This is a genomic window from Paraflavitalea soli (assembly GCF_003555545.1).
GTDB classification, from domain to species: Bacteria; Bacteroidota; Bacteroidia; order Chitinophagales; family Chitinophagaceae; genus Paraflavitalea; species Paraflavitalea soli.
Genome location: NZ_CP032157.1, coordinates 4,724,271 through 4,738,786, shown reverse-complemented (window position 1 = coordinate 4,738,786; position 14,516 = coordinate 4,724,271). Strand labels below are relative to the sequence as shown.

Sequence of the window (14,516 nt, the reverse complement as noted above, 5' to 3'; positions counted from 1 at the left end):
TATTGATACAAAGAGGCAACCTTTTTTTCCCAATAACAGTATTTCATAAAAAGTACGATACGATCATAAAAATAGTTGCCTGCATGTATGCTATTGATCCGCCACCAACCAGCGCATCCGTTGAACTGGAAAGCAGTATACTAAAGGTATTGGCCTGGTTCGACCTGTTCCATTATCCGCTGCCTGCAGGAGAGATCCGGTTTTTCCTGGATCGGATGATCTCAGCTGAAGAATTGAAAGTTTCCTTGCAACAACTTGTCAATGACAAGATGATCTTTCTGCATGAAGATTGCTATTCGTTGGAGAATGATCCGGCCCTCGTGGTTCGACGTACCAGGGGCAATGTGCGGGCCAGTCGTATGCTGAGAACAGCTCACCGCATTGGCCGGTTGTTGTACCATTTCCCTTTTGTACGTGGCATCTGTATTTCAGGCTCTTTATCTAAAAACTTTGCTGATGAAAAGGCCGATATAGATTTCTTCATCGTTACACGTGCAAACCGGCTGTGGATAGCGAGAACGGCCATGCACTTATTCAAAAAGATTACTTATCTATGGGGTGGGCAGCATTGGTTTTGTATGAACTATTATATCGATGAGGATGCCTTAGAGATCAGGGAGCAGAATTACTTCACGGCCATCGAGTTGATCACCCTGATGCCGGTTTGCGGTGAGAGGGCCATTGGCCAGCTCTTGAGTGAAAACAATTGGGCAGCCAGGTATTTTCCCCGGTATACAGAAAAAAAGCCGCTTCACGGAGATGCCACTAAAAGGTACGGAGTAAAACGGTTATTGGAACGCCTATTCAATAATCGGCTGGGAGACCGGTTGGATGAATACCTTTTTGCACTTACCAGCCGCAGGTGGAAGCAAAAAGAAGAGAAATACAGGTTGAATATTAAGGGCGAAAGAATGGGCCTGGATACCGGTAAACATTTTTCAAAACCCAACCCTTCTTTTTTCCACAAAAGCATATTGGAAAAATACGACCAAAAGCTGGAAACAGTCTCTGCCAACCGGGAGCGGTTGCAATCCACACATTTCGCGCTGCCTGTTGCAGGTACTGACGCACAGCCTATGTTCATAGTGGATGAGCCCCGTCGTGCTATTCAATGATCGATACCCCTTTTCTCTTCTTTCCTCATACCCCGTTGTGCCAATACCGACTTTAACTTAAATACGGGAATACGGAACAGGTTGGCCAAAGGCTTCTTGATGGCTTTGTGGAAAAACATTTCATTATTGATCATCTCAATGGCATAATCATAATAGCGCCGGTTATAGGTTCGCTTAAAATCGATATCCCTGTCTGTACTGCTCTCCCAGGGCAGGCTGGTTACAAACCGCTCTTCTACTTCTGCATACAACGGTGTTCCTTTAATAGGATAGGTCACGGTAATGGTAAACAGGTCGGGCTCGGCAGTTTTTAAGTGGTGCACCGTTTCAAAAATATCTTCCTTGGTTTCTCCGGGATAGCCTACCATGATAAAGGTCCCTGCCTGCAAGCCATGATGCCTGGCAAGCTTGATCATATCCCTTACCTGTCCTACTTCCACCCGGCGATCCATGAGGTCAATTACTTTTTGGGAGCCACTCTCGGCGCCGATCCACACGCGGAAGCAGCCACTGGCTTTGAGATTAAGTATTACTTCTTCATTCATCCGGTCGGCGCGGGTGATGCATTCAAAAGGCATGACGATGTTGCGGCTGGTAACTTCCTGTTTAAACTCTTCCAGCCATTTATGACTCACAGTAAAAACATCATCCACAAACCAGATACTGTCTACCGAATAATGTGTTTTGATCCAGGCTATTTCATCAGCTACTGCCGAAGGGCTGCGACGCCGGTAGCTTTGGCCATATACAGCCCTGCTGCACCATTTACAGGAGTAGGGGCATCCCCGCATGGTACTTACCGAGATAGCATTGGTGCCATGTCGTTCCTTCCAGGCATCGAAATACAACTGCAGGTTTACCTGTTCCCGATTGGGAAGCGGCAACTCATCAAGGTTTTTCAGTTTACTCCTTTCTCTGTTCTGACGGATCCCCTGTTGTTCATCCATATAGGCAATACCGTCGATCGTGCTCAGGTCTTTTGAACGGGTGCCTTCGGTCCACTGCACCAGCTCCAGCATGGTTTGTTCTCCTTCGCCCAACACAATGAAGTCGGCCTGCTGTTCGAGGAATTTATTCAGGTGGTTCCGTACTTCCGGCCCACCCAATACGATCCTGGTGTGACTTAGTGCAGGCTCATTTTTGATAAAACGTACAATGCGCAGCACGTTGAGTTTGGTCATCAGGTTGGTGTAGATACCTACTACATGCGGCTTATCTTCCAGTAGCGTATCGCAAAGCTTGTCGAAGGTTGAAAAGGTACTGTCAAATATCCGGTTATTGTAACCATGCTGTTCCAGGTAGGCTGAGATGTACAATATACCCAGGGGTATATAAGGACGCATAATAGCCTGTTCCTTTTGGTCCTCACCAAGAAAATAACCATGGGTAAGCAGGATATTCATCGTGTTTGTTTTTTAAGAAGTAAGTAAGTATGATCGGCCAGGGTGCTGCAAAAGGAAACGCGTTGGATCAGGTGTTCCAGTTTTACCAACAAGCCAAATAGCCGTTTATTCTTTTGCATGCTGTATTCCATATAGGAAGGAGGAATGAATAATCCTATTGGTTTTTTCTCCACCAGGTAAAATAGTGGCATGCTTTTCATAAACCTCCGTATAGAATAGTAAAAGACGGGTTGTGCTACAGAATCTGTCAGCCTGGCCATTACAGGTTTACTTGTCCATCTTCTGAAAGCATTGCGGCGATCTGCCCGCAGCAGGTAATAGCAGGTTTCCCACCAGCAGTATTTACCAAAGATCACGGCAGCTATACACCCATCCGTCGTCAATAATTGCTGCAATTGCTGGTGGAGTGTTGTCAGTTGCACAGGTGAAATACAGTTGAGGCCGGCAAAATTGGAAAATACCAGGTCAAACTTGTTATCGTTGAAATGACTGCCGAGTGTTTCAAAGCCGCAGGTAATAAAGGCCGGACTGCCAGTAGAGGTATCAGGTGCAACCTTGGCCCGCGCTTCGCGGATCATGTGCGCACTCTGATCGGTTGCTATTACCATATGTCCCAGCGAAGCCAGCCAGATAGCATCTTCTCCCGTACCGCAGTTGATCTCCAGTATGCGCAGCCTGCCCTTGCCTGCCAGGAAAGATTGCAGCCAGGCCCTGCTTACCAGGCGTTGAGCCTGGCCGGTAAGGCTTTGGCTGAAGGAGGTATCATAATCAGCCGCCAGCACATCAAAGGCGGCCTGTTCAGTCATAGGATAATTGTTTCAGTTGTAAACGGCCAATAAAAACGTGTGGTAAGTAGAAGCAGGCTGCAATCACCTTTTTGTAATCGGCCAACTTCAATGCAAAGGGATTCTTCAATGCTTTCCGGAAGATCAGCCATCCCTGCCGTGTACGGAAAATGTGGTGTACATGGCGATGCAGTTTCTTATAGAAGGCAGGCGGGTACGTATTTTTAAACATTAACTGCAGCTCATCAGAATCTGTCCAGTTGGCCTTTCCCTGTAACTCATTTTTCACACGTTCATAGAACAGTGTACCGGGCAATGGATAAGACACGGAGATGCCCAGCTCGGCCGGCATCATTTCCGTGATCATGCGGATGGTTTTCCGTATATCTTCTTTGGTTTCTCCCGGATAGCCAAACTGAATGAAGAAACCGGGACGGATGCCATGCTGCTTCAACAACTTTGTAGCCGTATGGATCTGTTCAATGGTGGTCCCTTTGTCCATCGCGTCGAGTATATCCTGCGAACCACTTTCTGCTCCCATCCAGGTATTCTCGCAACCGGCCCGGGCCAATGATCGCACATAATTTTCCTGTACCAGCAGATCGGCCCTGGATTGTATTTTGAAACGTATGCGCAGGTTGGCTTGTTCTATAAGTGTGGCAAATTCCTGCACCCATCCAGGCTTCAGGCCAAATATGTCGTCGCAGAACCAGATATGATCAAAGTGATATTGCGCTTGCAGCCATTTGAGTTCCTGTACTACATTTTGCGGCGATCTTGAATTGTAGCGATTACCATAGATCGGTTTGGCACACCAGTTACACTTGAAGGGGCATCCCCGTGTGGTGCCCATGTTCATGGAAAAATAGCCGGTGCTTTTTAACCACATGGCCTTGTAAGGAGCGATATTGACCAGGTCCCAGGCAGGGAAGGGAAGTGCATCCAGTTCTTTTATTACAGGTCGTTTACCGGTTTTCACAATGGCTTCTCCCTGTCTGTAGGCGATACCTTGCAGTGAAGTCAGGTCGGCAGATGGATCATCCAACGCTTTCACCAATTCAAGCAGGGTCACTTCTCCTTCGCCCAATATGATAAAATCAGCTCCTTCCTGCAGGTACTGCTCATAATGATCCGTGGAATCTGAGCTGGATACGATCACCGTGCAGCCTCTTTCCCGGGCCAGCTTAGCCATACAGAAAGCTGCTTCCCGCATATTGGTAAGGCACATTTTGGTGAGGTAGTTGAACCCATCATCATAGATCACAAACAGATCAGGCCTAAAGCTGTCCAGGGAGGGGATCACTTCTTCTGCCTGGTGTGCAAACATGGAATCGAACAGGGATACGGCATAGCCATTTTCCCGCAGCAGGGCTGCAGCATATAAAGTGCCCAATGGTGCATAGGGCTGGCCGGTATTCCATTGTTTGGGATCAAACCGTAGAAAATAAGAATGCGAAAACAAGATATTCTTCATAAACCGTTCTTTGCTACCCGGATCAGGTTGATACAACTCCTATTTTATTACGGCTGTATCCTGATTAGGTTGCCTGCCACGGTAAGAAGCATTACTTATGCCATTGCCAGCACCCGGGCAGCCCCTGCATGAGGTACCTGGTCGATCTGGGTAGCGCTGCGCGACATGCCAAACCGGATGCCAATCGAGATCATGATGCTGAAATATTCATCGGGTGGCGTGATGGGGTGTATTAATTCCAGCGTAGTGTCTGCTGATCCTTCCAGCGCAGGATACCAGTCTGTCATCCTTACAAGCGGCGCCACGCCTCCATATTCATTCATGGGAATATATTGGTAGGGAGCATAAAACAGATCGGGTATAATGCCGAATACAACCGTTATGGCATACCAGGGGTGGGTCTTCGGCATATGCAGGTTAATGCCTGGCAGCAGCGCGGGGATATCCACACGCACCTGTAGTTTCTCTCTGGACAGGGAGCAGCCAATATGGGTGCGTACGATGGAATCAAAACCTGTTTTCCGGTTAAGTGAAAAACCATCCAGTATGGAAGGGTATTGGGATAGCGGTATATGACGTTGTCCATCTGCGCTGGCGAGATCCAACGCCTGTACGGGCTTCATCAGGGCATTGAGCGGGCCGGCAATATTGTGATCGGCCAGGGCTTTCTGTGGCCACAACATGCGCATGATCCATTTACTGGCGGTAGCCCGGCCGCCAAACTCTGCATTGATCCGCCGGGTAGATTCAAACCTGGGATGTGTTTTGATCTTTTGTTTGGAAGCGCCCCCTTTGGTGCGAACAATGGGCTTGTCTACACCCCGCATATGGTAAAAAGAGAGGCTCCCCAACGATCCGGTGAAGGAAGAATCAGGATTAATACGTGCCATACTTTGTGTATTTGAGGTAAGCAATAATCCCGGCCGGACCTTGTCCGTGGCGGGTTCGATCCTCCTAAAGGTATAAGATATATTTAAAATATAAAAAAGATATATGTAAACTGTAGATAAGCCGCCTATTTAAAGGGACAGCTTATCTACGGCTTATATACAGCTTATATACGGCTTATCTACGGCTTAACCTCAAACAAGAAAGCCTATTGACCCGCCCAGGCTGCACATAATTCGCCTATAAAACAGAAAGTCGTTGGACGTGATTAATATTCCAATCTGTCAGCTTAAGGGATAGGCGCATTCCCTCCCTTGCTGGTACAGATGGTGCAGAAAATGCACGAGGTACAAATTACTGGTAGGTGGTTGTAAGACCTGCTCCACGGAGGAGGCGCCCCAAAGAAGCATATGGCTGCCGAGGTTGATGGTTTTCAATACATTGATCTCGCGGTAGCTTTGGGCCCAGTCAGGGATAAAGAAGCCGTGGTCTTTACTCTCGATGGTCTTAAAAGGTAAGTTGTGAAGTGCCGGAGGGTTAGCACTATGGTGTGCACCCAGCCGGTAGATAGCGGCCTTTTGTTCAAAGGGGGCTTCTGCTACCACCAGCTTGCCGGTGGCTATGATCTTGTTCAAAGCTATATTAGTGTGCCTCAGTCCAAATACAAACCTGTTGCAGGTGCTGATATCCCCCAGCAGGTCCATGGGGAAGATATTGAAATAATCATTCTGCCGGAACGAGATCACCCGTATGCGCCGGGGATAGCTATAGGCTGCCACAAAGGCTTTGAACTGCCGGAAGTGGAGGCCATTCTTCCTGTAATACCGCCGGAATATCAGGTACCTTTTTACGGCATTGAGTTGATAGATATAGCTCTGTTCCAGTTTCAGCAGGAACAAGGTTCCTGTGGCTTCCTCAATGGATTGGGTCCTGGAAAAATGTAGTTCCGCTTCCATGGGGTCGGTCATAGGGCCTTTACCCTTATTACCACTATTGAAATATAATTTACAGGTAGTGGCATTATTGATGGCTGTCTTGTGTACTTCATTTTCTATCCAGACGCCAAATACGATGGGCTCAATGCATAGCAACCAATGTAGCTGAGAAACATTGATCAGCTGGCCATTTACCTCCAGGTATACTTTTTCCTGGATGCTCTCCGGCACGGTTACCGTAGCGTATTCGGTGATCACATTATCGCCGATCAGCATTTTTCGTATCAGGCTCTTCATTTTTTTACCAGGTGAAGTAGTATAAAAGAGGTACCGGTGATGGGGGCGCAGCTTTGCAAGTTGAAAAGAGGAGCAGCCGCCTGTTGTATGGCCCGGGCAGTATGCACATACACCGTTTGCCGGTGTTCATTATGCCATATATACATCACAAATGGTTGCCGGAATAAGAGGGTATTGATGGTATTGCGGCGATGCCATTGCCACATTTTTTTGAGCGGACGGTCAAGGACCACTACCAGGCAGTGACCACCGGTGTTTGTTACCAGTGCAAGCTGACGAAAAAGCAGGTTGATATCCGGGATGGCATTGAGCACACCGAAATTAGCCAGTATGGCATCAACGGTGCCGGGAAAAGGCCGTTGTTCCCGCCAGCTGCTAAAATCAGTTTGCGCATCATCCAGGAATTGAATGTTGGTTTGGCGTAAGTCTTCACTGTTATAGGCAATGGCTTTTTCACGCATGGCAGCAGATGGTTCGCAGAAGATAATGTTGTATTGATTGGCCGATAGCCAGCCAAGATCGAGCCCTGTGCCGCCGCCAAAATCCAGCACTGTGCCGGAGGGTACTGCTTGTACTAACTGCTCGCGCACCCGCTTTCTTACCAGTTTATTGGACTCTTCCCGGGCCAATAAGAGATCGTACTGGTCGGCTATTTCATCATAATAAGAAATGTTTTGTTGGTGTACCTGGCTTGTATGGATAGGCTGGGCTGATGACATAACTAAAGTTACCGGTTATGAGATTAGTAAGACCAATGCAGGGCGAACTCCGTTTATACGCAGGATCATCTGCCTGGGTTGCCTGCCCGGATGCTTATTTAATTTATTGTTTTCCATTGAATTGTGATGCGCAATAATTGTATAATATTGTTATGGCTGCCATTGGCTACAGCCATACATTCCAATGGATATAAGTGTTGTTATTCCCACCTGCAACAGAAAGCAGCGGGTATTGCTGTTATTGCAAAACCTGCATCAATCTATTCATCCATTGCGTGAGGTGATCATCGTTGATTCAGGAGAAGATATATTAACGCCTGAAGACCTCGCTCCTTTTTCGGGCTTATCTATTCATTACCTGACTGCTGAAAAATCAGTTTGTGTACAGCGCAATAAGGGCATACGGGCAGCCAGCGGGGAGTGGATCTTTCTGTGTGATGATGATATTGAAATGCCGGCGGATTACCTGCAGAAAATTGCTGAACACAGTGAGCAGCACCAGGAAGCCGGTGCGATGTCGGGCCTGGTGATGCAATGGGTGGAGGAAGAATGGAAAGCCAATTATGCCATACAATCTTCCCTGGCATTGGTATGGAGTTATGTGTTTCAATTAAGCTTGTGGGGTGAGATCAGGTGCCGCAACAATAATTTCCTGGTCAGGAAAATAACCCGCTATTACCAGCGAAAGGGAAATCATATTACGAAAGCCGGCTGGCCGGTGGTGACGGATTTTGGGAAGGACTATTTCAATACGCCCATTTATGGATTGGGTGCTTCTGTAGTGAAAAGGGATTGGCTGCTCCATTCCCCTTACGAGGAAGTGCTGGACAGGCATGGTATGGGAGACAATTATGGCGTCAATATCGGCTTTCCTGCTGTGGGGGTGCATGTATTAAATGATGCTTTTGTTTATCACCACCGGGAACCTGAGAATCGCCTTAAGCGTCCATTACAGTATTACCGCAGGATGCTGGCCCTTCATTATTTTATGAAGACGCGGCAACGCCTGAAGATGAGCAGCAAGTCCTGGTTACTCTGGTCTTTAATAGGCAATATACTCACCTTTATACGCATGCGCGATAAGCATATGGTGCGTGCTGCCCTGAAAACATTCTGGCTGATAACCTGGGAGAAAAATCCCTATTACCGGGCTGCCAAAACCAATCAAAAAATAGTGGAACCTTCCTTATGAGTAAATATGCCAACCCGGTTTTAACGGATACCAGGAGTGCGCCGGCTACACTGATAACATGGCTGCCGGGCATCATCTTTTGTCTATACCTGTTGCTGGTAGCCTATGCAATCATACACCATGAACCCTGGGGCGATGAAATACATAGCTGGAATATTGCCAAGGGAAGCGCCAGTTACCTGGATGTGATCCACAACAGTCGTTTTGAAGGGCATCCCCCCACCTGGTATACCATCATGTGGCTGATCTCTAAGTTCACGCACAATTTTACCTGGGTGCAGGTAGTACATGGCTGTATAGCCAGCCTGACGGTTTTTCTCATTTTGTTTCGTTCGCCGCTGCCACTGACGGCAAAGCTGTTGATCCCTTTTGGTTATTATTTCTTGTTTGAATTCAGTGTGCTGTCCCGTAATTATGCGATCGGGGTATTGGCGGCTTTTTGTATTTGCCTTATCATGCGGCGGACATTCAGGTATAAATTGATCTGCTATTATTTGTTGTTGTTAATACTGTCCAATGGCCATTTATTTGCCTTGATACTGGCGGGCAGCTTCCATCTTTATTTCCTTCTATGGAATTATGAACAGCACAAAGACCTGAAGACCGTGGCGCTGCATCTATTATTGGGAGCGCTTTTCCTGTTGCCTTCTTTGTACTTCATTTTTCCTCCTTCTTCGGGCGCACTGCGTGTAGGATTTTGGATGGAGCGATGGCAGGCTTCTAATTTTATCATTACAGCTCAATCGCCCATCAGGTCATTGATGCCTATACCTGCGTGGTGGGATGACCATTTCTGGAATACCCAATTCCTGATGGCCTGGCAAAGCAAATACCGGTGGATGAAATACATTACGCCGTTTTTGTCGGTGGCGATGGTGGTAGCTATATTTTATATGCTGCGTAAAAGCAAAAAGAGTGCGGTACTATTTTTCAGTAATTTATTGGTGACCTTTCTCATCAGTATCGTGGTATTCCCTTTGGGCTGTGCACGGTATGCCGGACTTATATATATAGGATTTATAGCAGCCTGGTGGTTGTATTGTTATGAGGAAAAACCTGCGTCCTGGCATAAGTGGATCGTCAATAGTTTACTGCTTCTGCAGATAATTGCTGCGGGAGTGGCTATAGGAAAAGATCGTACCAGGCCCTTCTCCAATTTCAACCGGGTAGGAGAACTGGTAGCAGAGGTGCCTGTCGGGGAAAAAGTAGTGTCTGACTATTGGGGGGTGAATGCCATTGCAGCATTTATGGATAAACCTTTTTATTGTCTGGACCTGAAAAAAGAAGTATCCTTTTTATTATGGGACAGTGACATAGCGCACCTGATGAAAACAGATTATCGTTACACAGAAGGAGCCGATTACCTGGCAGGCCAGGGAGTACATCAATTCTGGATGGTGTCTACCGGCTCGCCCGGGGACCTTACAAAAGTGGATACCCGCTTTTTCAAAGATTACCAGGTGGTGCTAAAAGATAAAATAGAAGGGGCCATCGAAAAAGGGGGCAATTTGTACCTGTACCAGGTGAGTCATCATTGAGATCTTGCATTGCTCACCTGGTGATAATGCCGGGCTGCTGTCCGGGCAATGGCCTCAAAGGAAAGATGCTCCTCGTAGAAGTGTATACAGTTATTAGCCTCCTGTAATAAAGGTTTTTGGATGGCTGTTTCTATGGCTGCAGAGAAGGACTGCGGATTGCCGGCTTCCCATAAGGCCCCTAATTGTCCCTCGTTGGTCATCATGTAGAAACTGGGAATATGCGTGATCACGGGTATGCAGCCACAGCGTAAAGCTTCGCTCAGGGCATAGCCACTGCCTTCATAGTGGCTGCCCAGCACAAAATAGTCTGCACTGTTATAATAATCTTCTATGCTTTCATGCGCTATTTTGCCCAGTAAATGTACCTGCTTTGATAAGGTGGCGGAATTACTGATCCGCTGCTGTACCTGGCATAGTAACTGATCGTTGCTATAGATCATGTATAAACTGGCGGCGGGGTACTTTTTACCGATCGTTTCAAATCCGTCCAGGATGGTGAGTGGGTCTTTGTTGGTGTCCAACCTGCCTGCCCACAGCAATACCGGGCTGCCGCTAATGCCTGTTCTGGCTCTTGCGATCGATCTGTGCTGGTAACCGGGATTTCTGCCTGCGTCCCTGCGCTCATAATCGAAAAAGGTAGCGCCTTCCATGACGGGCAGGACCTTGTGAAATGGTTTTTTCTTCATGAACCAATTGGTACCCTGTTCTACCGTGGTGAAAAAATAGGCGTCCGCTACACTATTGAATAAGTTGTGTATAGCTCTCTTGAATGGCCCCGGCGAGCGGCCACCATGGTGCTGTATAATGATAGCGGTCTTTTTTTTCAGCAATAGTCTCAATGCCCATGTTTGCAAAGAGAGGGTGAGGCTATGTACGTGAATAATGTCGGCATCCAGCTCACGTACCTTCCGGAGGAATTTCCAGGGAATTTGCCAGGCCCTGAAGCTGCTGCCCAGCTGGTCCTTTACAAAATAATGCTGTATATTATTTTTACGATAAGATTCTTCTTGCCTGAACCGCGTCATGATAATCGTTTCCACACCCCTGGTGTGCAGGGCTTCGGCCCAGCCGGTGGTCGTATAATAATACCGGATAAGGTCCTCCGCGCCGGCCACCTTATCATCATAATAATAAAAAATATTGACTACCCTCATTGGCTTTTTTGTGTAAACAATTCCATGATGGTCCTGGCGCTGTCGTTCATGGAGTGAGACAACACGCGTTCATATTCAGTCGATGCATCCTGTAATATTTCAATGGCTTTGCTTTCCATGGCAGCCGCATCTGTCACCACATGCCAATGGGGCACCGGGTGATCAAACGGATAGCAGAAGCTGATCACATGGGCGCCGGCATACAATGCTTCGAGGCACACCGTGCTGCAACCTTCAGAACGGGAGGTATGCAGGAATATTTTGCTGCGCTGCATCCAGGCTAATACTTCCCTATGCGGCCTGCCTCCCAGCAAGGTGAGGTGATCCTGCAATCCTAGTGAATTGATCATCCCTTCCACTTTTTCCTTTTCTCTGCCCAGGCCACAGTGAATGGCTTTGAGGGAAGGGAAGGTGTAGCGCAACTGGCCTATAATGGCCGCATACATATCATATTGTTTCAACGGCTCGAAGGAACCTGCCGCCATAATATCGATATCCCGGGTAGCCGGAAGGGCCGGGGGGAATAAACGTTGGTCGATGGCATTGGGTACGAGGTATTGGGGCTGAATACCGTGGCTGCGGTGGTACTGGTCGCGCAGGGAGGCGCCCATGGCTGCCAGCTGGTGACTTCGGGGACGAATGAAACGCACCCATTTGTTTTCCTTTTTGGCATCCTGGCCACATATCCAGCTAATGTGTTTGATAGCATGCATCTTTCCGAAATACTGACTGATAAAGGCACACTCACCATTCCAGAAACTGAACAGGCCGATAATATGGCATTGGTGCTGTATCTTTTTCAGCGATACCCAAACGTCTTTCCAAAGCAGCAAGCGTTTTCCTTTTCGCTGGTGCATGCCATCAAAAGCTTTTACGGTAATGCCATGCCAGGTGTAGGAGGCCTGGTGCTGTGGATAGAGCAGCGACAGTACGGTGATCCTGATGTCGGGGTAATTTTCCTGCAATGCTTTTACCATTAGTTGCTGGGAAGGCACCCACCAGGTAGCCGACTCATCCTCCGGAAAAGCGGGCGATATCACTACCAGTGTGTCAGGCTTCTTCATCCAGTGAAAGGATTTTATTACAGCAGCCAAGGCTCTGCTTGTTGTGTGTGATCAATATAACCATTTTACCCTGTTGGGTCAGTTGTTTAAAATGCTGCAGCAGTTCATTTTCGGCATCAGCGTCCAGCTCATTGAATGGTTCATCCAGTATGATCAGGTCGGCATCTTTGTACAGTGCCCGGGCGATGGCTATCCGCTGCCGCTGCCCGCCACTGATATTGCGGCCATTTTCGGTGATTATTTTACTGGCATTTTCAGTACCCTCCAACAGGTGTGTCAATCCCGCCTGGCTCACGGCCCGCCTGAACTTCTTTTCGTGGTAATGATCACCATTCAGGGTAATGTTATGGAGCACGGTATCATGAATAAGAAAGGGTTGTTGCTTTACATAGGAAATGACCGGCCAGTATTGCCGGCGCTCCTCATTGCCAGCCAGCACATCGTTGATCAGGATATGTCCTTCAGCGGGGTTGAGGAATCCCAATAATAAATTCAGGATCGTGGTCTTGCCCTGCCCTGAGTGACCGGAGATACCCATAAAATCGCCTGGCTGCAAGCTCCAGTTAAGGTTTTGCAGAATGTTCTTATGGCCAAACCGGAAGTGGACGTCCCTGAATTGAAGGGATTGAATGGCGGGCAAGGGAGCACCGGGATGTGCTGCAGACCTTGCAGGGGGAGCCTCCGCCAATTCATCGGCGGTGTAGGCATAGGTTTGTACCTGCCCTATGGTGTTCAGTATTTTCACAATGCCGGGTATGATCTTATAGGCGGCTGCCATGAAGGCGCCCATGGTGATCAGGGCATTGTTGTCGGTATAACCCTGCCATTGGCTCAGGGCCACCAGGATGAAAAGTCCCAGCAACGCAAATATTTCCATCATACGGGCAGGGATGCCCTGGGCGATGAGGGTATTGGCAAAGTGGGTATTGAACTGTTGTTGATAGTTCATGTAACGCTCCAGGAAGGCGCCGTTCTTATCGTAGATATTGCTCTCTACAAAGCCATTCAAAGCTTCCTGCAGGTGCTGTAATGCTTTTTCACTGCTGGTGCGGGCATTATGGCGCACTTTTCTCAGTTTCTTTTTTACCAGGTAGGATATGCCTACTACCGGGGGCAGCAGGAGGATAAACAGCAGCAGGAATAACTGGGCATTGAAGAGGAGGATGGCGGTAATGGTGAGTACCACCAGCAGGCCCTGGGTAATGACCTGTTGGATGCCTGCCAGCACATGCTGACAGAAATCGATGGGCTGGTAGCTGATCTTGCGGATGTGCACGGAGGAATCTATATTGATGTAACTGGTATAAGCTCCTTCGAGGTAATGCAACAGCCGGTGGCGGGCAATACGGGTAGCTACCTGGGCTATGAACCGGCATTGGCTCCGGTATACCAGGAAGCCCGCCAGGTTCTTGCCGCTAAACAGCAGGAGGAACAGGGTAATGGGCAACAGGGAATGCCTGTTCTGCAGCCAGTAGGGTAAAAAGGTCACCGGGGTGAATGGTTCAGGCTGTGTGTAGATCCTGATGATCAGTAAGAGCCAGGCGAGAGAAGCAATATCGGCCAGGCTGATCAGGAGGTCCAATACCACCAGCATGCCCATCCGGCGGCGTTCTTCGGGCCTGAGGATGGCAATACTCTTTTTGATAATATGTTTCAAAGACGGACTATTGCGTTATGGCATTGATGATCAATTCTCCATACGCTTTTTGGTCCGGCAAGGTTGCTTTGGCTTGAGTCGGGAGTATTGAGTCTGGAGTCCGGAGTTCAGCGTAAGGAGGGAGAGTCCAGGGCCCAGGTGCTGAACGCTGGCCCCCGTACTTAGGTACTGGCTATGGTGTGCCGGATGTCGATGCCGGCCTCCAAACCGTCGATTTTGGCTTCCCAACTCAATAATCCTCACTAATAATTGTTAGCTAAAACGGTATAGTTAGCGAATCCACGAGTATATTTGC

General features: G+C 48.1%; 12 protein-coding genes. 3 read left to right on the top strand and 9 right to left on the bottom strand.

What is annotated here, in order from left to right:
- Positions 1 to 83: 83 nt before the first annotated feature.
- A complete protein-coding gene (locus D3H65_RS17630; protein ID WP_119051568.1) occupies positions 84 to 1,115 on the top strand; it encodes a hypothetical protein in 1,032 nt (343 codons plus the stop codon).
- On the opposite strand, the gene D3H65_RS17625 is transcribed toward D3H65_RS17630, so the two are convergent.
- The 6 genes from D3H65_RS17625 to D3H65_RS17600 all read right to left on the bottom strand — a co-directional run bounded on the left by D3H65_RS17625 (position 1,109) and on the right by D3H65_RS17600 (position 7,616).
- Positions 1,109 to 2,518: a B12-binding domain-containing radical SAM protein gene (locus D3H65_RS17625; RefSeq protein ID WP_119051567.1), complete on the bottom strand. Its 1,410-nt coding sequence runs from the start codon at positions 2,516 to 2,518 to the stop codon at positions 1,109 to 1,111. The genes D3H65_RS17630 and D3H65_RS17625 overlap by 7 nt on opposite strands.
- Positions 2,515 to 3,324 (bottom strand): class I SAM-dependent methyltransferase, encoded by an 810-nt coding sequence (locus D3H65_RS17620; protein ID WP_119051566.1) that lies wholly within the window; start codon positions 3,322 to 3,324, stop codon positions 2,515 to 2,517. Before D3H65_RS17620 ends, D3H65_RS17625 begins: the two co-directional genes overlap by 4 nt.
- Entirely contained in the window at positions 3,317 to 4,777 is a 1,461-nt protein-coding gene (locus D3H65_RS17615; protein WP_119051565.1) for a B12-binding domain-containing radical SAM protein, read from the bottom strand. The genes D3H65_RS17620 and D3H65_RS17615 overlap by 8 nt, the downstream gene beginning before the upstream one ends.
- A 95-nt stretch (positions 4,778 to 4,872) precedes the next feature.
- Complete coding sequence (locus D3H65_RS17610; RefSeq protein WP_119051564.1) at positions 4,873 to 5,667, bottom strand: hypothetical protein; 795 nt, start codon at positions 5,665 to 5,667, stop codon at positions 4,873 to 4,875.
- A gap of 282 nt (positions 5,668 to 5,949) precedes the next feature.
- Positions 5,950 to 6,897, bottom strand: coding sequence for a hypothetical protein (locus tag D3H65_RS17605; protein WP_119051563.1), 948 nt, complete (start codon positions 6,895 to 6,897; stop codon positions 5,950 to 5,952).
- Positions 6,894 to 7,616, bottom strand: coding sequence for a class I SAM-dependent DNA methyltransferase (locus tag D3H65_RS17600; protein ID WP_119051562.1), 723 nt, complete (start codon positions 7,614 to 7,616; stop codon positions 6,894 to 6,896). The genes D3H65_RS17605 and D3H65_RS17600 overlap by 4 nt, the downstream gene beginning before the upstream one ends.
- Positions 7,617 to 7,800: 184 nt before the next feature.
- On the opposite strand from D3H65_RS17600, the gene D3H65_RS17595 reads away from it, so the two are divergent.
- Both D3H65_RS17595 and D3H65_RS17590 read left to right on the top strand, forming a co-directional pair.
- The gene (locus tag D3H65_RS17595; RefSeq protein WP_119051561.1) at positions 7,801 to 8,808 is read left to right on the top strand and encodes a glycosyltransferase family 2 protein; all 1,008 of its coding nucleotides are present in this window, start codon (positions 7,801 to 7,803) and stop codon (positions 8,806 to 8,808) included.
- Positions 8,805 to 10,346 (top strand): hypothetical protein, encoded by a 1,542-nt coding sequence (locus tag D3H65_RS17590; protein WP_119051560.1) that lies wholly within the window; start codon positions 8,805 to 8,807, stop codon positions 10,344 to 10,346. The genes D3H65_RS17595 and D3H65_RS17590 overlap by 4 nt, the downstream gene beginning before the upstream one ends.
- On the opposite strand, the gene D3H65_RS17585 is transcribed toward D3H65_RS17590, so the two are convergent.
- Genes D3H65_RS17585 through D3H65_RS17575 form a run of 3 tightly spaced genes read right to left on the bottom strand, consistent with a single transcriptional unit; the run spans position 10,340 to position 14,221 of the window.
- The gene (locus D3H65_RS17585) at positions 10,340 to 11,500 is read right to left on the bottom strand and encodes a glycosyltransferase family 4 protein (RefSeq protein ID WP_119051559.1); all 1,161 of its coding nucleotides are present in this window, start codon (positions 11,498 to 11,500) and stop codon (positions 10,340 to 10,342) included. The genes D3H65_RS17590 and D3H65_RS17585 overlap by 7 nt on opposite strands.
- Entirely contained in the window at positions 11,497 to 12,564 is a 1,068-nt protein-coding gene (locus D3H65_RS17580) for a glycosyltransferase (RefSeq protein ID WP_119051558.1), read from the bottom strand. Before D3H65_RS17580 ends, D3H65_RS17585 begins: the two co-directional genes overlap by 4 nt.
- Entirely contained in the window at positions 12,551 to 14,221 is a 1,671-nt protein-coding gene (locus tag D3H65_RS17575) for an ATP-binding cassette domain-containing protein (protein WP_119051557.1), read from the bottom strand. Before D3H65_RS17575 ends, D3H65_RS17580 begins: the two co-directional genes overlap by 14 nt.
- Positions 14,222 to 14,516 lie beyond the last annotated feature (295 nt).